18 protein-coding genes are annotated in these 20909 nt (G+C 40.6%); 6 read left to right on the top strand and 12 right to left on the bottom strand.

What is annotated here, in order from left to right; translation table 11 throughout:
* Positions 1 to 28 precede the first annotated feature (28 nt).
* The 6 genes from ACL6C3_RS28600 to ACL6C3_RS28575 form a co-directional block, all read right to left on the bottom strand.
* A complete protein-coding gene (locus ACL6C3_RS28600) occupies positions 29 to 838 on the bottom strand; it encodes an alpha/beta fold hydrolase (protein WP_413163310.1) in 810 nt (269 codons plus the stop codon).
* 39 nt (positions 839 to 877) lie between these two features.
* On the bottom strand, positions 878 to 1324 hold the full coding sequence (locus ACL6C3_RS28595; protein ID WP_413163308.1) for a DUF3598 family protein: 447 nt from the start codon (positions 1322 to 1324) through the stop codon (positions 878 to 880).
* 102 nt (positions 1325 to 1426) lie between these two features.
* Positions 1427 to 2833, bottom strand: a complete 1407-nt coding sequence (locus tag ACL6C3_RS28590; protein WP_413163305.1) for an aldehyde dehydrogenase family protein — start codon at positions 2831 to 2833, stop codon at positions 1427 to 1429.
* Positions 2834 to 2835: 2 nt separating this feature from the next.
* Positions 2836 to 3885 (bottom strand): nitrilase-related carbon-nitrogen hydrolase, encoded by a 1050-nt coding sequence (locus ACL6C3_RS28585; protein WP_413163303.1) that lies wholly within the window; start codon positions 3883 to 3885, stop codon positions 2836 to 2838.
* 274 nt (positions 3886 to 4159) lie between these two features.
* A complete protein-coding gene (locus ACL6C3_RS28580) occupies positions 4160 to 4333 on the bottom strand; it encodes a hypothetical protein (protein WP_413163302.1) in 174 nt (57 codons plus the stop codon).
* Positions 4334 to 4400: 67 nt separating this feature from the next.
* Positions 4401 to 5195 (bottom strand): Uma2 family endonuclease, encoded by a 795-nt coding sequence (locus tag ACL6C3_RS28575; protein WP_413163300.1) that lies wholly within the window; start codon positions 5193 to 5195, stop codon positions 4401 to 4403.
* Between the two features lie 314 nt (positions 5196 to 5509).
* Between ACL6C3_RS28575 and ACL6C3_RS28570 the strand changes: the two genes are divergently transcribed.
* Entirely contained in the window at positions 5510 to 6517 is a 1008-nt protein-coding gene (locus ACL6C3_RS28570) for a hypothetical protein (RefSeq protein ID WP_413163297.1), read from the top strand.
* Between the two features lie 23 nt (positions 6518 to 6540).
* Here ACL6C3_RS28570 and ACL6C3_RS28565 read toward each other — a convergent pair whose 3' ends face one another.
* Positions 6541 to 8046, bottom strand: a complete 1506-nt coding sequence (locus tag ACL6C3_RS28565; RefSeq protein ID WP_413163294.1) for a dihydroorotase — start codon at positions 8044 to 8046, stop codon at positions 6541 to 6543.
* 88 nt (positions 8047 to 8134) lie between these two features.
* On the bottom strand, positions 8135 to 9196 hold the full coding sequence (locus tag ACL6C3_RS28560; RefSeq protein WP_413163292.1) for an AbrB family transcriptional regulator: 1062 nt from the start codon (positions 9194 to 9196) through the stop codon (positions 8135 to 8137).
* A 73-nt stretch (positions 9197 to 9269) separates the two neighbouring features.
* On the opposite strand from ACL6C3_RS28560, the gene ACL6C3_RS28555 reads away from it, so the two are divergent.
* The 5 genes from ACL6C3_RS28555 to pyk all read left to right on the top strand — a co-directional run bounded on the left by ACL6C3_RS28555 (position 9270) and on the right by pyk (position 13880).
* Positions 9270 to 9899, top strand: coding sequence for an isocitrate lyase/PEP mutase family protein (locus ACL6C3_RS28555; protein ID WP_413163290.1), 630 nt, complete (start codon positions 9270 to 9272; stop codon positions 9897 to 9899).
* A 99-nt stretch (positions 9900 to 9998) separates the two neighbouring features.
* On the top strand, positions 9999 to 10160 hold the full coding sequence (locus ACL6C3_RS28550; protein WP_413163288.1) for a hypothetical protein: 162 nt from the start codon (positions 9999 to 10001) through the stop codon (positions 10158 to 10160).
* Between the two features lie 10 nt (positions 10161 to 10170).
* On the top strand, positions 10171 to 10923 hold the full coding sequence (locus tag ACL6C3_RS28545; protein ID WP_413163285.1) for an arylamine N-acetyltransferase family protein: 753 nt from the start codon (positions 10171 to 10173) through the stop codon (positions 10921 to 10923).
* A gap of 380 nt (positions 10924 to 11303) precedes the next feature.
* Complete coding sequence (locus ACL6C3_RS28540; protein WP_413163283.1) at positions 11304 to 12302, top strand: L-lactate dehydrogenase; 999 nt, start codon at positions 11304 to 11306, stop codon at positions 12300 to 12302.
* A gap of 153 nt (positions 12303 to 12455) precedes the next feature.
* Entirely contained in the window at positions 12456 to 13880 is a 1425-nt protein-coding gene (gene pyk / locus ACL6C3_RS28535) for a pyruvate kinase (protein WP_413163281.1), read from the top strand.
* 112 nt (positions 13881 to 13992) lie between these two features.
* On the opposite strand, the gene ACL6C3_RS28530 is transcribed toward pyk, so the two are convergent.
* The 4 genes from ACL6C3_RS28530 to ACL6C3_RS28515 all read right to left on the bottom strand — a co-directional run bounded on the left by ACL6C3_RS28530 (position 13993) and on the right by ACL6C3_RS28515 (position 20600).
* The gene (locus ACL6C3_RS28530) at positions 13993 to 14208 is read right to left on the bottom strand and encodes a hypothetical protein (protein ID WP_413163280.1); all 216 of its coding nucleotides are present in this window, start codon (positions 14206 to 14208) and stop codon (positions 13993 to 13995) included.
* A 345-nt stretch (positions 14209 to 14553) separates the two neighbouring features.
* Positions 14554 to 15222, bottom strand: coding sequence for a GUN4 domain-containing protein (locus ACL6C3_RS28525; RefSeq protein ID WP_413163278.1), 669 nt, complete (start codon positions 15220 to 15222; stop codon positions 14554 to 14556).
* 32 nt (positions 15223 to 15254) lie between these two features.
* Positions 15255 to 18608, bottom strand: a complete 3354-nt coding sequence (locus tag ACL6C3_RS28520) for an efflux RND transporter permease subunit (RefSeq protein ID WP_413163275.1) — start codon at positions 18606 to 18608, stop codon at positions 15255 to 15257.
* Positions 18609 to 18968: 360 nt separating this feature from the next.
* Positions 18969 to 20600, bottom strand: coding sequence for an efflux RND transporter periplasmic adaptor subunit (locus tag ACL6C3_RS28515; protein WP_413163272.1), 1632 nt, complete (start codon positions 20598 to 20600; stop codon positions 18969 to 18971).
* Positions 20601 to 20909 lie beyond the last annotated feature (309 nt).

Raw genomic sequence — 20909 nt, 5'->3', positions numbered from 1 at the left:
GTTTTTTTATAAACTAAATCTAGGTATTTTACAAGAATTTATCAATCAAGTTTGCGATGGCTTCATACTGTTGATTCATCATCCAAAGCGTACCATTTTTGATCATAATCTCTTGACTTTGAGGAATAGACTTATATAGCCAAGTTTGATTTTCTGCCTTTGCTAAACCCGCTTTTTCTAACGGTTCTAACGCTTTATATCCGGTTAAAACTAGAGTTGGAGATTGAATCTGTTTAAATCTTTCTTTTGCGGTAAGACAATATTTTCCGACAGCAACACCCGGATAAACGGGAGAACCAAAACATTTTAAATCATCAATTACACAGCGATGATTTAACTCTCCATTTCCCACATAATTAAGACGAGAAAGCCAGCGTTCCCTTAAATGAGAGCCATCTTCTTTTATGTTAAATCCTATTGAATATCTCTGCACAATTTTTTCCTGTTCTTCAGCATCAAATCCATGCACATTACAGAGAATTAATTTATTGACTCTTTCGGGATAACTCGCCGCAAGTTCTCCCGCAATATAACCGCCCGTTACACTTCCAAGAACGCTGCTTTTTTCTATCCCCAACTTATCCCAAAGTGTAATAATATTTTGAACATAATCAGCAACAGAATATTCTCTGGGCGGTTTGTCCGAATCTCCCAACCCCATTAAATCCATTGCAATCACTTGTTTACTTTCGGCTAAAATCGGGATAATTTCTCTAAATTCATCGCTACTTCGAGGAACCATATGTAACAGTAAAATCGGTTCTCCTTCGCCAGCAATACGGTAAAGAATTTGTCCGTCTTCTGTGTCTAAATATGCTCTTTTAACTTGCTGTTTCATTATCTTAATTTGTCTTTAACAAAAATTAAATTACCAATTTTATTGCATTCGTTCTTCTTGAATTAACGTGCGTTGAAAAATTTGATTATTTTTGAACCATTGCCAAGTGCGGGCGCGATAATTGTTGCAGGGGCTAATTTGAATCATCTCATAAATATAAGCATCCGGTACGCCTTTGTAAGCCAACCATAAAATGAGTGTAGATTCATCGGCTTCCCAAGCTTTTCCGGTAATGCGTTCGGTATCGAAAATCAGTTTGTTATCCTGATAGGTAGCGGGGAATTGATGTTCTTCTTGTTTCCCATTTTCCCAATGATAACGGTTGATTTGAAAATAGGGATAATCCCCCGTTTCTGGAAATTGACAGGTTAAATGAGATTGATGTTGATCAATAATTTTACCTTCCGTATTAACGAGGGTATAGGTTCCCGTCCAGTCTCCTTCATGGCGGGCTAAAACGGGCATTTGTTCGCGCAGATTAGACATAATTAATACTCCTCTTTTAAATTGATAATTGTACTTTGAGGATATCTGATTTTAACAGAAGAATAAGATTTTTTTTCATTGTTTATGAACTTTTTAGTTTTGTCAATACCACCAGGGGTCTACAACGGGTTGTGTTTTGGTTAACAGGGCTTTTTTGCGGAAAAATCGGCCTATTGAAGCCGCCCCCATTCGCGAACCTCCCAAGCCCGAACATTTAAACGAATTTTTTTCACCTTCATTAATTAAAGCGGTTAAGGCTGCATCATTAATACTAATTGCCCCGGCTTCTATCTGTTGAGCGACTTCTAAAGCTTCTGTTTGTGAACCCGCAAAAACGGCCGCACTCAACCCATAAACGCTATCATTGGCGAGTTTAATTGCTTCTTGTTTATAGGAAAATTTCATTACCGGCATCACGGGACCAAAAGTTTCTTCGGTCATTATTTTCATGTGATGATTGACCTCAGTTAATACTGTTGGACGACACCAAAATCCTCCGTTTAATTCTTCGACTCGACCTCCACAATTAATAATTGCTCCTTTTTCGGTCGCATCTAACAAATGTTCGGCAATAATAGTTGCTTGTTTGGCGGAAATAATCGGCCCAATTTCACCTTGTTTGATATCGGTATCATTGAGAGATAACTGACTGGCTTTGTCAACGAGTTTATTAACAAAATTATTGTGAATTGATTCGGCTACATAAATCCGTTCTATGGATAAACAAGACTGTCCGGCGTTAATCACAGAACCCCATAAAATCCCCGAGGTTGCTTGTTCTAAATCTGCTGATTCTAAGACAATAACCGGGTCTTTACCTCCCAATTCTAAAAAAGCTGGAATTAACATTTTTGCGGCTAATTCTGCAACTTTTTTACCCGTTGAGACACTTCCGGTAAAACAAACAGCATCAACGTTTTTAATAATAGTTTCTCCGGTTTCACCCGCCCCTTGAATAAAAGATAAAACCCGATTTAACTCGGGAACAGATTCAATGGTTTTAGCCAAAGGCTGAATAAATCGGGGAGTAATTTCACTGGGTTTAATGATAACTGCACAGCCAGCCAATAACGCCGGAATTGCATCAATTAGAGAAAGTAACAGGGGAAAATTCCAAGGACTAATTACCCCAACTAATGAATAGGGAACCCGTTGAGATTTAATTTGAATAAAAGGAATAGCTGTATTTTTTTCTTCGGTTAAACAGAGTTCGGGCGCGAGTTTACACCATCGTTCTAAACTGGAAATAACCCCATCAATTTCCATCACTGACTCTCGAATTCTTCCCGTATCTTCAACTAAAGCTTGAATCAAAGAATCCTTTTCAGAAATAATCTTTTGTTTCCACTGCTGTATAACTTCTATTCTATGATTAATATCTACCTGCCAGTTAATTTGAGCTTGTCGTAAATTCTGACAGCGTTCGGTAATTTCTGCCCCGGTGGGAGGAGTAATAAAATAATCAATGGCTCCAGTTCTGGAATTGCGAACTTTAATTTTATTTTCCATGTTTAAATAATTTCCTTTTCAATTAAGTTATTAATCGTTTCTTGCTGAGTTTTAATAAAATGTTGCCGTTCTATCTCTCCTTCTAACATAGTGTTTGCTGGATAAAAATGAGGTTGTTGATAGGTTTCAGTATACAACCCCGAACGATGACGTGCCAATAAATTTTGAATTCCGGGGCGTTTGCGGTTGCGTCGGAGTGCCGTTAAATCAATTTCTGCAAAAGCAGCCATGCTTTCTCCGGCGCCCGTTTCTGCCAAAAGAATTCCCCGATAATCGATAATTTTTGAACCGCCATCAACCGAAGAACTGGGAAGCGGAGTGTTAACAATTCCGGCGGTATTTGCAGAGATAACATAAGCCATATTTTCCACAGCCCGAGAAACTTTTGCGGCTTCTTTTGGCAGTCTCGCATGACCATAAATTTCTGAAGTTGGATGTAAGAAAATTTCGGCACCTCGGGTGGCAAAGGTTCGCGCTAATTCGGGGAATAATATCTCATCTGAGGCGATAGTTGCTAAATTGCCAATTTCGGTTTTTGCCACCGGAAAAATTCCTTCTAAACCATAACAATCTAGATATTTATCCCAAACATCGTGAGGGGTGGGTGTGTACATCGAATTTAACCGTCTATATCGCAAAATCATCGAGCCAGACGGATTAAAAATAAAACAGTTTTGAAAATATAAATTCGGAAAATGGGGGTCGATTTCATAGGCGTTTCCCGCTAAAAATATTTTAAACTTTTGGGCGATTTCTGCTAAGATTTCATAAATAGAATCGTCCATTTCTAAACAGGCTTTTTTTGCCCAAATTCCCAAGGGTTCGCCCATCGGAAAACCTGTTAACCAGTATTCGGGAAGTACCACCAAACGACAATCCGAACCAATAAATGCTAAACTTGTGGCAATTTTTCCCTCCAAACTCTCGACAGCTTTTGTCATTATACTTCGGGCTTCAGAAGGGCTACTCGCACAATTAACCGCCTGACAAGTTAACTGAAGTGCTAGCGCTCGGAAGGATTGAATTGGCTCTGAGTTTGCTGTCATCGACATAACGCTTTACTAATGTTCCTTGTGAGAAAATATTACATCATTTTGATCCAACTGAACTATTTTTACTATTTTGCTATCTGAATATATTCATGTCAAGTAATTTATGTAAATACTACTCATAATATTATTTAAAATCTTTCCCAAAGTAATCAATAAAAAAGTTAGCGTTAATCGCTAACTTGTGGTAAAATATTATCAATAAGGTTGGGATGATAGACTTATAAATCCAACCCTATTTTAAATGTCAAGTTTTAAACTTTAAAGTTGATCGCGCTTACTCTTGATTAAGTTGGCGTTCAACAGTTTCTATCGCCGCATTCAGTCCAGCCAGTCGAGTTTCAAGGTCATCTCGCATCCACTTCAAAAATTGCAGTTTGCGCTCTTGATAGGCTTTGCGAGAATTCGATGGGCTGTCCCAATTCCAGCAGGGATTGAAAAAAGGAAACATAGAGATACCTCTTAAATGACTCCTTCTATATTTTGAAGCAAAAATCAAATAATGGGTTGTCAGAAGTTTAAATTTGTTGTTGAACTTGTTCGACGCTGAGGTTGAGCGCTTCCGCCACCTGTTCAACGCTTAAACCCATTCCCAACAACCGAGGAATGGCATTTTTGCGCTCTTGTTCGGCTCGTTCGGCGCGTTCATCTCCTATTAACAACAAATTGCCTTCATTATCCCACCATCTTAACCACAATTGGTCTTGATTTTGATAGCGACCTTGCCACAATCCCAACTCTATTCCTAAAGGTGAAATCGGATAATGTTCGCGCTCATTGGGAGACATTTTTTGATAATAGCCGTTTTGATGAGTGTAAACTTCTAACTTGCTACTATTGATTTCATAAATGCCGTAATAGGGAATGCGAATAATTTGCTCATAGACCCAGAATTTACCCGGTTTGGTCTTTTCTCCCATTCGAGATAACGGTGTATTATCCCGTTCTTCGTCACCGTTTCCGCTAGCAAATTCTAAGGCAATTAAAGGAGCCATAAATTCCCGCCACAAAACATAAGAACGACGAATTTGACCGTCAAGTTTGGGCGGAACATTCGGAACATAAAACCAGTCCGGTGCTTCCGCTCCTTTTTCGGGCGGGTCAGTTTCTCGCCAATAAATCCCGCAATCTTGACCGATGGCATATTGTCCGTCTGGATGAATTTTTTGTAAGATTGGGCCGATAGAATCTGTGAGTAAAATACTCTGGGGATGCTCCTGAAAATTTTTCACAAATGTACCATCCGACTCGGGGAGTTGAGTATGGTCTGGGAAAGGGGGTGGAAGTTCGATTTTTGAGGTTATCTCAGTCATAGAAATGCGACTGAACAAATTAAACTTGGCTCTATTTTAGCATAAAAATTTATTTTTTCATCAAAGAACGTATAACTTCCGTAAAATTACGGAGACTTGAGAAATAAGGCGAATTATCAATATCAGTAATTTCTCTAATTGACGATTATCAATTACAGGTTTAAATTAGAAACAGTCACTCACAAGCATTAACTACGATAAAACATCGCTAAAATTTTGATAGAGGTCTATTTAGTATTTGACAAGGTTCATCGCGAAATTCAATAGATTTTCCGAAAAAACGATATTTAGTAATTTACTTGGAGACTAATAAGATGTCTAAAGTTGAAAAACTTAATTGTCTTGGTTTTGCCTCTAGTTTATCGAATAACTTAATTATCATTATTGCTTTAATTATCATTATTGCTTTAATTGTCATATTACTTAGATACATACATAATATAAAAAAAGAAAAATCAAATTTGGAAACAGAAAAATCAAATTTAAATATCAAACTAACCGACCTAAAAAAACAATTAGAAGAATATGAAAGCTGTAGAAATGAACTTTTTGATATGATCCAAAATAGCTCTATGGTTAACAATACTTTTATGACGTGTTCATGGCAATTTATCGTAATTAAAATCAAACATATTATAAACATTTATGAAAACAGTTCCTTGCCAAGTTTGGAAAAAGAAATAAGTAGATTATCAAAATTAAATAGTGATTTAGATAAAAAAAATCAAGAACATCATCAACAAGAAACAAGGCTAAAAAACGAGATTAAGTCGTTACACAAGAAAAACGAAAACTTTGAAAATTCAGGAAAAAATGATCAGCTTAAACACAAGGAACTTGAGAGAGAAATAGAAACACAGAGAAAGATTATCTCTAATTTAAAAGATAACAATTCTCGTTTAGAACAAGAACTTCAAAAATTATTTGAAGAAATAGAAAATTTAGAACAACATATTAAAAATTTAAAAGCAGAGAACGTAGATAAAGACAAAGAGATTGAAGCAAAAGAAAAATTAATTCAAACTCTTAATAGAGAAAGAGAGGAAATAGAAAAACAGCTTAGTGATTCAAAAAATCGAGAACAAATAAAACCTATTCTTTCGGTTCATATAGCTAAAGAAAAATCACAACCATTACAACCAACTAGAGAGAGAGAATTCTCTGAAAATAAGAAATTGAAACGGCAAATTGATCGTCATTTAAGAAAACTAAAAAAAATTCTAATTGAACTAGAAGATCAATATATTTTTCCCGATAGTTTTGATTTTCTAGCCCAAGATCTTGATGCCGAGATATGGTGTAAGGATGAATATGGTGAGTAATAACGTAAAATTTCAAAATAATTTTACATAGGTTTAATGATAGATATTTTATGGTTTCCATAGGGTCGTTTTAAATAACGTCCTTGAGGCGAACCGAGAATTTCTCCGTTGTGATAAATTAAATTTCCGCGAAGAAATGTACTTTTAACTCGTCCGGTTAATTCCATACCTTCAAAGGGAGTATAACCTTGCTGAGAGGGTGATTTATCCGCCCGAACGGTAAACGTTTCATTGGGATCAACTAACACCAAATCCGCATCGTAACCAACAGCAATATCCCCTTTTTCTAACAGCCCAAATCGCTGTGCAGGATTCCAAGATAATAATTTAGACATTTGATTATAAGTCATTCCCCGTTTATTTCCTTCGCTAAAAACCCCGGATAATAAATATTCAGTCCCGCCAAAACCCGACTTCGCTAACCAAATATTTTCGGGGTTTTGTTGAGAAACTTTTTGTTCGGCTGAACAACAAGCGTGATCGCTAACAACCCAATCAATTTGACCGTTTAAAACCGCTTGCCATAAAAATTCTACATCCTCTCGCGGACGAATGGGAGGATTAACTTTTGCCCATTTTCCTGTCGGTGCATCCACATCTAAAAGCAAATGTCCGACGGTGACTTCTCGACGGAAATTAATATGAGGAAATGTGGCTTGCATCATCAAAGCGGCTTCAATGGCTTTGCGGGAACTTAAGTGGAGTAAATTGATATTAATACAGTTGGTTTCATGGGCGAGATAGGACGCAATACAAATCGCCAAACCTTCCGAATGGGGAGGACGAGCCGCACTATAAGCTTTCAGTCCGGTTAGGGTATTATCCTGTTGAACAATTTTGGTATAGGCGCTCAATATTTCCGCAATTTCACAGTGTAAACTCAGGCTGAGATAATCTTGATAATCGGGATATTTTTCGCGCATTTGAGTTAAACTTCGCATGATAAACTCAAAGTGAGCCACGTCGTAGCGTTCTTCTTTATTTATCATTAAAAATAAATTTTGCTGGTCGGAGAGTCCGTGCAACCCATAACCGCCATAAAACATAAAAATTTTAAACGAAGATACTCCAAATTCCTCAAAAAGTTGGGGCATTTCTTGGAGATGTTCGGCGGCTATTGGGGCGACATGATAACCGTAATCAACATAAAAATTACCCTCAGACAGTGCTAACACTTTCGGAAAAAACTGATGGTAACTTCCGCCTTGATTGAGATAATATTGACCCGTGCGAATATAGTTTAAACTGGTCGTTACACCTCCCATTGCTGCGGCTTTACTCTCGGTAACAGCATCTTGGTTTAGCGGTTGATAAATTCCAACGTGCATATGAGCATCCACCACACCCGGAAAGGCTAAAAGCTGATTTCCATCGAAGGTTTGTTGAGCCTGTTCGGGGTTGAGATTGGGTTCTATTTGAACGAATTTTCCATCCTTAATCCCAATATCTAACGTTTCTACAGTAGGCTGATGAGGACGAACAACCCGAACATTTTTAATGAGTCTATCAAAGAGAAATGCTTCAGACATCGTTGTAAATTACACAAGTTTAAACCCATGATAGCTGAATTATTTTCACAAATCAATCCGAGTTTATCTTTTTAAACATTGTTAGGAGTTATACATCTTTTTCGTCCTGTTTCCTGACAAAAGCCGTTAACCAGGGAGCCAACAAAAGAATCATTAACATTCGGGTTAATTGCATTGCTAAAACCAAACTTGTATCGCCGCCAAGCTGCACAACTGTTGCTATCATCGCTTCAAATCCTCCGGGTGTTAATCCTAAAATAGCGGTGACAATATCAACTTCTGCAATTTGATGAAATCCATATCCAATTGCCAAACAACAAAAAATCAGAGAAATGACTAATCCCGCCTCAATTAACACCGCTTTAAACAGTTGGCGAACGGTTTGAACATTAAATTTTAATCCGATAGAAAGTCCGACAAATAATAATCCCGTTTGAAAGAGCCATTGAGGAACTTGGATGTACTCGGGAAACGTCCAAAATAAAACTAAACCGACAATAAATGTGCCGAGAAATCCAGACGCAGGTAAATTAAATTTCTGTCCTAACCAAATCCCCAAACCCGAACAAATTCCCAAGATAAACAAATTAGAAACTAAAGGAATTGAAGATTCCTCTGTTGTCAAACTTGGAACTGTATTTACACTCTCAGGATTGGCTGGAAACAAGAAAGTTGCCAAAGTCGGAACAATGAGAATAACTAACAATAAACGCAAGTATTGAAACAAAGCAATTGCCACCGCATCCGCTCCCATTTCTTCGCCAATTGCCACAATACTCGACGCCAAACCGGGAATAAAAGCTAACAATCCTGTAACGCGATCAATTCCTGAAAAACGAGCTAATAAATAACCGTGAAATAAGCTCATAATTCCCGTAACTGCAATACAAAGTAAGAGAGGAATGGCATAATTAGCAGCAAGAATTAGAGTATCTGGAGAAAAACGCACTGCTGTTGCCAACCCCAAAAAAGCCTTCCCCAATGTCATAAAAATGCTAGGTAAGGGTTGAGGATAACCTAAAACTGTAGCAGACAAAATTCCAACAATCATTGGCCCGAGTAGCCAACCGACCGGAATATTCAGCCAGTAGAATAAAAAGCCGACTGCTATTGCAAAGATAAACTGCTGAATGATTTTTTGAGGTGTCATCGGCTTGTAAAAATTTATAGGATTAACGACAGAAATCGGTGTATCCTAAATTATAGAGGTTTAACATTGCCCTATGTCTTTTGGAAATCAACTCAGAACCCGACTCGAACAATCAGAAATTTTGGTCATTCCCGGTATTTATGACTGTTTGAGCGCTAAAATTGCCGAACAGTTAGGCTTTGAAGTCGTCGCCACCAGCGGGTTTGGTATCGCCGCATCCAGCCTTGGTTTACCCGACTACGGCTTTCTCACGGCGACAGAAATGTTTTATAGTATTGGTCGAATTGTTCGGTCGATTAATATTCCGTTAATTGCAGATTTGGATACGGGTTATGGTAACGTTTTAAATGTAATTCGCACGGTGAAAGATGCGGTGAATTTGGGGGTTTCTGGAATTCTTTTGGAAGACCAAGAATGGCCGAAAAAATGCGGTCACTTTGAAGGAAAACGGGTGATTTCCACGAGCGAACACATTGCTAAAATTAAAGCCGCAGTTGAGGCGAGAGGCGAGAGTAATTTAGTGATTATTGGGCGGACAGATGCTCGCGCTTCTTTGGGTTTAGATGAAGCGATTAACCGGGGAAATGCTTATTTTGAAGCGGGGGCGGATGCGATTTTTATCGAAGCGCCCCAGTCTCAAGAAGAACTGGTTAAAATTGCTGAGGCTTTGCCGAATATTCCTTTAGTTGCGAATATCATATAAGGGGGAAAAACGCCCCAGTTATCGGCGCAAGAATTGCAACAGTTGGGTTTTAAAATCGTCTTTTTTCCGTTATCGGGTTTATTTACAGTGACTAAAGCGATGACGGATTGTTTGCGTCAATTAAAAGAAACCGGAAGTACAGCAAATCTAGAAAATTTGGTCAGTTTTCAGGAATTTGAACAATTAATTGATGTTCCGAAATATCGTCAGATTGAACAGCAATTTTATAATAAAACCTCTAATGGAATAGACAACAAATAGCCAGTTTATTATGGATGTGACCACATACTTAAATCGAATTAACTATTCACGTTCTCTTGAACCTAATCTTGAGACGCTTCATCAACTGCATTACTGTCACTTACTTGCGGTTCCCTTTGAAAATCTCAGCATCCATCTCAACCAACCCATTCATCTCAATTTAGAAGCGTTATACCATAAAATTGTTCGACAGCATCGAGGGGGATTCTGTTATGAACTCAATTCTTTATTTTCTTGGCTGCTTCAACAACTGGGTTTTAAGGTGACTCTACTTTCCGCTCAAGTGGCGCGAGAAGATGGTAATTTTGGGCGAGAATTTGGTCATTTAACCCTATTGGTAAAAGATACAGAGTCTTGGTTGGTTGATGTGGGTTTTGGAGATTCTTTTCTTTATCCTTTAAAACTGGAAAATTCAACAGAACAAATCCAAAAGAGAGAACATTACAAACTGATAAATAATGATGAGACTTGGATATTTTACTATAAAAAAGAGGGAGATTATAAACCTCAATATTGTTTTACATTAACCCCGAGAAATTTAACCGATTTTCAAACAACCTGCGAATACAATCAAACCTCTCCCCAATCAATATTTACTCGGAGTCGTATCTGTACCAAAGCCACGCCGACAGGTCGAGTCACATTAAGCGATAATCGATTAATTATCACCCAAAACGGTCAACGAGAGGAACATACTCTTAACACAGAAGCGGAGTATAACAAAACTTTACAAGATTATTTTAATATTAATCTGGGATATTGATCTAGTCTTTTCATTTAAACATAAGTTTTCTTTAAGTTAAAAAGCCATAAAATTTCTCAAAATATATCTGTTTATAGATGTCAAACCTTAAAATGTGAGATGTTTCTTTACTCATTTTATTTCAAAAGGTAGATGAATAATTTATTTTTGTTGAGATGAGACTCACTCGGGGTTAAGAAGATTTAGAATTGGGGTTAAGAATAGGTGATCCATCCCATCCTACTTGTGTAATCTGAAAAATATAGTGTTAAAATCGGGTGTGATTCAGTTAGAAGCGTTTTAACTGTTGTATAAAAACTCAAGCTCACTAAATTGTATCACTGTGTACCATTTATTGGGAATTGATTAGACCCAAAACCCATCAATTTACAGGAGGATTTATGTTTGAGGGATTGTTTAATGTACATCCTGATGTAGAAAACTTAAAAAGTAAAATTAAACCCCGTAAAGGTGTGATTTTGGGAGCGGGTCAAGTGGGAATGGCTTGCGCCTATTCTATCTTAATTCAAGATTGTTTTGATGAACTCATCTTACAAGATATCGCCGCCGAAAAAGTCGAAGGGGAAGTCATGGACTTGTTACATGGCGTTCCTTTTATCTCTCCAACTCGCATCAAAGCGGGAACGGTTGCAGATGTTGGAAAAGATGCAGATGTTGTCATTGTAACAGCAGGTTCTAGTCAAAAAGAAGGCGAAACTCGTCTGGATTTATTGCACCGCAATGTCAAAATTTTTCGGGGTTTAATTGGAGATATAGCCAAACATTGTCCGAATGCAATTTTACTTATTGTCGCCAACCCGGTTGACATTATGACCTATGTTAGTTTGAAGCTTTCAGGTTTTCCCAGTTCCCGAGTTTTTGGGTCAGGAACTATATTAGATACCGCTCGTTTTCGGGCTTTACTTTCTCACCGACTCGATATTGACCCCCGCAGCGTTCACGCTTATATTATCGGAGAACATGGTGATAGTGAAGTTCCCGTTTGGAGTAAAGCAAATGTGGCGGGAATGAAAATCTGTGATGGAGACTGGGAAGGAAGTCCAGCCTGTAATATTGCCGAATTAAATGATATTTTTGAACAGGTCAAAAACGCCGCCTATGAGATTATCAAACGCAAAGGATATACTTCTTATGCTATTGGTTTAGCCGTCACCGATATTGTGAAAGCTATTCTTCGGAATCAAAACCGAATTATGACCGTCAGTACCTATGTGGATGGAATGTACGGACTCCCCGAAATTTGTATTAGTTTACCTTCCATTGTCAACCGGGAAGGCGTTATGAAAGTGATGAATTTTTCCCTGGCTGAAAATGAAGAAAAACTCCTACAGAAGTCCGCTCAAACTTTAAGAGAATATATCGATAAACTCGAACTCTAGAAACGGCAAATTTTCCCCTTTTCCCAAATCATTAGAAAATCTGTTGTTTTTTACGGATTTATCTGATTTTGTTCTTTATCGACTGAAAAGAAAATCAAATCTTCCCAAACCGGGAACTTTTAATCAACCTCTAAGTGCTAACAGATTCAACTTATGCAAACGCTAACTCACCGAACCAAAATTGTAGCCACGATTGGTCCTGCTAGTCAAGACCCCAACATCCTCAAACAAATGGCGTTAGCGGGTATGAATGTCGCCCGATTGAATTTTTCTCATGGTAGCTACGAAGATCATGCCAAAACCGTTAAAATGTTACGGGATGTTTCTCTAGAATTAGAGACTCCAATTACCCTATTACAAGATTTACAAGGGCCGAAAATTCGTGTGGGTCAATTACCCGATGGTGCGGTAGAATTAATCACGGGTGAATACCTGACTTTAGTTCCGGTTGATGAGTATGACAATCAACCCAATACTGTTTCTATTGATTATCCCTATTTAGCAGAAGAAGCCGAATTGGGAGCGCAAATTTTACTGGATGATGGACTGTTAGAATTAAAAATTGAAGACATTTCCGGCAAAGCGGTAAAATGTAAAGTGATTGAAGGGGGCTTATTAAAAAGTCGCAAAGGTGTAAATTTACCCAGTTTAATTTTGCAACTGCCTTCGATGACGGAAAAGGATATGCAAGATTTAGAATTTGGTTTATCTCAAGGAATTGATTGGGTTTCTCTCAGTTTTGTTCGTCGGGCTGAAGACGTTCAAAATTTAAAAGCATTTCTCAAAAAACACGGGTCTGAACATATTCCCGTGATGGCAAAAATTGAGAAACCGCAAGCCGTTGCCAACCTCGAAGCTATTATGAATGAGTGCGATGGTTTGATGGTCGCCCGAGGGGATTTGGGAGTAGAAATGAGTCCCGAAAGAGTGCCTTTGTTGCAAAAACAAATTATTAAACTCTGCAATCAAAAAGGAATTCCGGTGATTACTGCAACCCAAATGTTGGAAAGTATGATTAACAATCCCCGTCCAACTCGTGCAGAAGCTTCCGATGTTGCCAATGCAATTATTGATGGTACGGATGCGGTGATGTTGTCGGGAGAATCAGCCGTTGGTCATTTTCCGGTTAAAGCGGTAGAAATGCTTTGCAAAATTGCCTCCGATGTCGAACCGGAATTGAAATTTATTAACTATCCTCCCGCCGAATCTGACGAAACTCATGCGTTGAGTGAAGCCTTAAATACCATCGATAAAATTCTCCCCCTCAAGTGTATTGTCGCTTATACCAGCACGGGTTATACTGCTGAATTAGCCGCCGCCGAACGCCCGAAAGCGCCTGTTATTGCCTTTACACCCGATGAGATTACTTACCACCGTTTAAACTTAGTTTGGGGTGTACAACCGATTTTGCTCGCTCACGAAGTTGCTTCTTTTGAAGGGTTAATTGACCAAGCCCAAACCTTGCTTTTAGACCGCAAATTAGTTAATATCGATGATCAAATTTTGATTGTTGCCGGCATTCCCACAAAACACGCACGAGGAACCAATTTCTTGAAAATTCACCGCATCGAAAAGTAGAATTTCAAAGCGGAGGAATTCGTCAACTTTGGAAATTCTTCCGCTCCTCTATCTATTTCTATCTTTTTCTGGTTTTTCTATAAATTTTGTGATAGACTATTGATTGAAATACTTATTCTTCGTTTTCTTCCGGCTTAAGCTGCCGTACCGTCTCCAAAACCGAACCCACTGCAAACCCCATCGCCGCTCCCGCCATTGCGTATTTACCTGGCTCTTTTAACTGAGAATAACCCACATCACTGCTGCCAATAATATAATCGCAGCACTGATATCGGTCCTGGTGCAGTTTAGAAACCGCCAAGCCAAACACAGAACCCAGAACAGCCATAACTATCCCCGAAAACAAAATCAGCCTTGTATTCATTGGATTTTCCCCCCGATCTCACTTCTATTGAGATTTTTTGTTAAATCCCTATTTCCGTTTTAGCAAAGGTTTGAGAAATTACAAAGTCAATTTTACGAAAATTCAAACAGTAGGATAAAATCTCATAAACGCTTTTTAACCAAAACTTAAGAGACTGTGATTTAACGGTCGGGGGCGGAAATCAAGGATAATTTATATAAATTTCAAGCCAAATTTCAACCCACTTAAGCGAAAAAGAAAGAAGCCAGCAACAGTAAAACGGTCACGCCAAATAAAATATGATTAATCCAATCATCCGCAGACCAATCTTTAAACATTTTCTGTGTCCTCTGCTACAAGCGATACATTAGACGTGACATCACAGCGCATCAGTCGCGCTAGAAAATAAACCGCCATCTTCGCACCATAAGCCGAACGCCACCAGTTAGACGGATGACAACCCAACGGCGCCGATAAACTAAAATCTAACTGATCGTAAGCTAACCATTTATTATTATCCCGCCATCCCAGGCGATCGCCAACCTTTTCTAAAACCTTCAAATCAATATTAGAAATATCATCGGTTCCCCCTTCACTCACATAAATCTGTTGTTGTCGGCTAAACCCAAAATGATCGTTGCTGTACTTGCACCAAAGTCTATCGATCAAGCGCAAACCACTACAAGGAAACAACATCAAATCATCGGGAGTAATATTATCGTGATTACTCTGTCCGGCAATTTCCAACATCACCTTTGTCGTTTCCAGATCCGCTTCTTTCCACTGCTGCGCTGCCAACAAATCCCGCAACTTTTCATAGCGATAAATATCACTCAACAACAACAGCGCATTACTCAACTGTTGCTCTAACTGTTCAACCCGCTGAGACAACTTAGACAGTGCTAACTCGGTCGTTGAAGACTCATTTGACCCCGAAAGCATATCCGCTTTATCTCCCTCAACATCGGGACTTTTCGGCTGTTTTTCTTCCTCAGTCATAGCATCAATTCATCATTCAATAAACAGCAAACCTAAACCCCTTCCCCAGTCGGATCGGAAGGTTGATGATTTATCCGTAACGCTTGATTGGGAGCCGCCTCTGCCGGTTGAGAACTACCATTAGACTCAGACTCTGCGCTACCATTGCGACCATTTCTTCTTAATAAACCCCCATCCCCATTAGAATCATCATCCCCATCGCTTTTATCCAATTTTTCCCCTTTCAACACACGAGCCTCCAAAGTTTTCACCGCAATAAAAAGATTCGGCGTAATCAACAAACTTAACACCGTACCCACCAACATCCCGCCAAAAATTGCCGTTCCCAAAGACCAACGACTCGAAGCACCCGCACCCGACGCCACCACCAACGGCCAAAAGCCAATTAAAGAAGAAATCGCCGTCATTTGAATCGGTCTAAACCGTTGTTCGGCCGCTTGTACCGCCGCCTTTTTAATACTCAATCCTTTATCGCGCAATTGGTTAGCAAACTCCACAATTAAAATCGAGTTTTTAGACGCCAAACCAATCAACATCACCAGCGCCACCTGACAGTAAACATCATTGGTCACCACCGGCCAAAGACCCCCCGCCATCAACACATTAGAGCGGAACCAAATCGCCGACAGCGCCCCCAAAACCGCCAGCGGTACCGATAACATAATAATCAAAGGATCAATATAACTTTCGTACTGCGCCGACAGCACCAAAAACACCATCACAAACCCCAAACCAAAAATAATCGGCGCCGCACCCCCCGAAGATTTTTCTTCCAGGGCGCTTCCCTGCCAAGCAAAGCCAAAACCGGGGTCAAGCACCTGGGCGGCAGCCTGTTCCATCGCGGCGATCGCCTGTCCGCTACTGTAGCCGGGGGCGGGATTTCCTTGAATCAACATCGAGCGGAAAATATTAAAGTGAGTAATCGTTTCCGGGCCGACAAAATCGGTCACTTTAATCAAACTGCTCAACGGAATCATCTCATTATTAGCCGATCGCACGTAGAGTTTTTCAATATCCTGGGGGTCGGTGCGGGCGTCGGCTTCGGCTTGAATGTAAACGCGATATTGTCGCTGTCCGAGAACAAAATCGCTCACGTAAGCCGAACCAAAATAAGTTTGTAAAGTTCTAAAAATCTCGCTAATATTGACATTGAGAGCGTTGGCGCGATCGCGAATCACTTCAATTTCTTTCTGAGCCTTATTCGCCGTAAATTGACTAAAAGCCGCCCCCACCGCCGGATATTGATCGGAATTCACCGCCCCAATTAAGCGATATCCATTTTCCAGCAAAGCCGAAATCGGCAAAGTTCCGGTGCGATCTTGAAGTTGAAATTCAAACCCCCCCGTACTGCTCAACCCCTGGACGGGCGGCGCATTCACCGCAAAGGCTCGCACTTGGGTAATACTCTGCAAAGAACCGTTAATCCGGCCTAAAATACTATAAACCGATTGGTCGGGGTTGGGACGTTCTGACCAGGGTTTAAGCGGAACAAACATAATCCCTTGACTGGGATTTGTTCCGTTAAAACTAAATCCAGCAATGCCAAAAGTCCCTCGAACTTCTGGAATTTCTAACACCCGATCGGTAATTTCTTGGGTTGCTTCTGCCGTATAGTTGAGAGAAACCCCTTCTGGCGCTTGAAACAGAATAATAAAATAGCCCTGGTCTTCTTCCGGTACAAATCCCGAAGGCACCCATTGATACATAAAAAAGGTCAAAACCAAACCCCCGGCAAAAATTCCCATCACCAGAGTATTAATCCGAACCAAAAAATGAATCAGTTTGGCATACTGATTTTGAACCCAACCAAACCCCTGATTAAACTCTCTAAACAACCATCCCAAAGGCCCTTTCGTTGGCTCTTTTGGACGCAACAATACCCCGGACATACTGGGCGAAAACGTCAGGGCGTTAAAGGTCGAACAGGCAACCGCAAAGGCAATCGTTAAGGCAAATTGTTTAAAGATAATTCCTGTCGTTCCTGGAAAGAAAGATACCGGAATAAACACCGCCATCAACACCAAAGACGTGGCAATCGTGGCACCGGTGAGTTCTTGCATCGCATCGAGAGCGGCTTGACGGGGTTTCATTCCCTGTTCAATTTTCAGAGAAACCGCCTCAACAATTACAATCGCATCATCTACAACTAAACCAGTTGCCAGAGTACAAGCAAATAGGGTTAGGGTATTGAGTTCAAATCCCATCACTTTTAACCCCGCCATCGCCCCAATTAACGCCACCGGAATGGCAACCGCAGGAATTAAAGTCGTTCGCCAATCTTGTAGGAAAATAAAGATCACTAAGATCACCAAACCAATGGCTTGAGTTAAAGTGACCACCACTTCATTTAAAGAAGCCGAAATAAATAATGTGGTGTCGTAGGGAATTTCATAATTAATTCCCGGTGGAAAACTCTTGCTCAACTCAGCCATTGTTGCTTTGACTTTGTTGGCAACTTCTAACGCATTACTTCCGGGAAGTTGATAAATCCCAATTCCGACGGTGGGTTGACCTCGGAAGGTGGCTACGGTATCATAACTTTCCGCCCCCAGTTCGGCTCGACCCACATCTCGCAGTTGAACAAGCGTTCCATCTTCCCCAACTTTCAGCACCAATTCTTCAAATTCTTCAACCCCTTGTAAACGACTGGTTGCTTGTAGGGGAATTTCAAACCGTTGATCCTCGGGAGTGGGACTCTGACCCAGTTTTCCCGCACCGACTTGAATATTTTGTTGCTGTAGCGCATTCGTCACGTCTTGAGTCGTCAGTCCCCGAGCCGCCATCCGTTGGGGATCGAGCCAAATTCGCATCGCATACTGTCGTTCCCCGAAAATCGTCGCCTGACCTACCCCTTGAACTCGCCTGATCTGGTCGATCACGTTGAGATCGAGGTAATTACTCATAAAGATATCATCGTAGAGATATCTGCCGTTATCGTTCGTGTCGGAGTAAAAGGCGATCACCAACAGAATGCTCGGGGAAGACGCCGTTACCGATATTCCCGTTTGGCGCACCGTATCCGGTAACGTGGGTTCGGCTTGGGAGACTCGGTTTTGAACGTTCACCTGAGCGATGTCTCGATCCACATCCGTGGGGAAAGCAACGGAAATATTAGAAACGCCGTTATTTCCGGTATTTGAGGAAATATATCTCATATCCTCTACCCCGTTAATTTCGCGCTCTAACAGGGTGGTAACGGTGGTTTCTGTTGTATTAGCATCGGCACCAATATTGACCGCCGTTACGTTAATTTGAGTGTTCGCCAGTTGGGGTAATTGGGTAATGGGTAACAGGGGAATACAAACCGCCCCAACCAAAATCACAATAATCGTGCAAACCGTTGTTAGAACGGGTCTTTTAATAAAGGTGCTAACGAATAACAGCATATATAAAAAAAATGGGGTAGATGAGTTTCGGGTATCAGTACCGATTGTTAGCTAAACTCGGACTCGATTTTTTCCTTGTCTTTCTAGTAGAATGTATGGGTTTTAACCTATTAATCTTTGAAAATACCACTTCTGTTAAAAAATTTAATCTTTTTTACCTCCCAATTGCAACATTCAAGTCCCATTCAACTCGATCCGAATCTCTATCTTTTGATAGATGAATTTTGTTAACGGAGTCTTGACTAAAATTGTCTGACGTGCATAAAAAGCCTTCTCTAAAGTTATTCAATTTCTGGGGTTTGAAGCCATTATCTCCCACAGAGGTTGGGTTGGGAATACCCCGCCGCCGATCTCCAAGACTCACATCGCCGAAGGAGAACCGGATGTTTGATCTTGTTGTTGATTTGGCTCCGTCACCGGTGTACCATCCCGCAGTTTTACTACCCCTTCGGTCACAATGCGATCGCCCGCTTTTAGTCCAGAAATCACCTCATAACTTTGACCTTGAATGCTTCCTAACTCCACAGGTTTTTGTTTGGCAATTAGCATTTGCTGACCGTCTTGATTTTGCTCCTCGACCACAAACACAAAGCTTTGAGCGCCAATGCGGTTGATCGCCGTTGTGGGTACTGTAATTCCCGGTTGTTGTTCCCAAATCACTCGGGCGCGAATTATTTGGTCAGTTCGCAATTGATTTTCTTGATTGTTATAAATTGCTTTGACTAAAATCGTTTGAGTGTCCGTTCCCGCACTCGGAGAAATATAAGAAACTCGACTGGTACCAATCACTTCACCGGTTTCTTGACTAATCACTTCCACAGGTGTCCCGACTCGAATCTCAGATAATCGTTGAACCGGAATATCGATATTCACTTCTAAGCGATCATTTTGTCGAATACTGGTTAAAGTCGTTTGACTATCAACAAAGTCTCCCACTTTTACCGGCAAATTACCCACCACTCCCGAAATCGGAGCTTCGACATCGTAATATTCAAGCTCAACTTGTTCGGCTGTCGCTTCGGCTTGAGCTTGTTGAATTTCCCGTTCTAAACGATTAACCTCCGCTTGTTGAGCATCAATTACCTTTTCCTGGCTGGCAATTTGAGCCTTGAGAGTTTCGACTTGGCGTTCAAACGCCTGTCCTGCACTGTCAACCCTGGCCCGGGCGGCTTCGATTCGGTTCTGTTGAGTTTTAATCTGAGCTTGTAGCGTGCTTGTCCGACGTTCGAGATCCTGTTGGGCGGCGACCACCTGGGCTTTTGCCGATCGCACCGCATCTTCTTGTTGAGCCAGACTCGCTTCTGCTTCTCGAATTTCCCGCAAACGCTGATCGTAAGCTTCCGAAGAAACTACCCCTTCTTCCCACAGCTTTTCATATCTCTCAAAAGCCCTTTCCCGTTCTTCTTTGACCACCGCCCGCCGTTCCCGCTCCCGACGAGCCGCTTCTAATTGTTCTTGAGCATCTCTCAAATTCGCCCCTTCCGAAAGAAACTCAAGTTCATATTGAATGCGCTGTTTTTCTTGGATTTCTGCTTCTAAAGTTTGTTGAGCATCTCTTAAATTGGCTTCTTGGGATTGATAACTTAACTCCGCTTGTAATCTCCTTAATTCTGCCCGTTGAGAGTCTAAATTTGCCTTCGCACTTTCGAGTTGAGCGCGTCTTGATTCGACTGCGGCGAGTCGGCTTTCTAGATTCGCTTGCTGTTGGGATGAATCAATCAACATCAGTCGATCGCCGGCCGAAACGCGATCGCCCAATCTCACATACACCTGTTTAATCCACCCGCTCGCCCGGGGTCGAATGGTCGCATTTTCCACCCCTTCCACTCGCGCTACAAATTCTGTACTTTCTTGGACTTGAGTTGACTCCACCCGATCAATTCCGACGACAACCGGCGGTGGAGAGGCGGCTTGGGGTTGAGCCGCACAGGAACCGATCAGTAAAGTTCCCACTAACAAAAAGGTTTGATTCCACTGTCTTTTGCTATCCATATCTGATTGTTTCCCACTGAGATTAATCGATTTTTAGTTAAAGGATCATCCAACTCACCCGTCAAATTCACAGCCGGCTAGTTGGTGATTCAATCGGCCCGATCTGCTCTAAATTGATAAATGAACTGTCTCATAAACTTCTACTTTTAAATTAAAATTTCAATTCTTAGCAAGACGTTGATCTCAAACAGAGCGATCTTGCTCGCCGACTCCCAATTTTATTAATTTTGTCGATCGCCTTTTCAATCAAACTACATAGTCTAGTATAGTGAAATCCATCAAAAATTGCTGTCAGATCGATAGGCCCGA

The organism is Capilliphycus salinus ALCB114379, from assembly GCF_047276495.1.
Taxonomy (GTDB): domain Bacteria; phylum Cyanobacteriota; class Cyanobacteriia; order Cyanobacteriales; family Microcoleaceae; genus Capilliphycus; species Capilliphycus salinus.
Note: the sequence above shows the minus strand (reverse complement) of the source record. Positions and strands in the feature narration are given on the sequence as shown.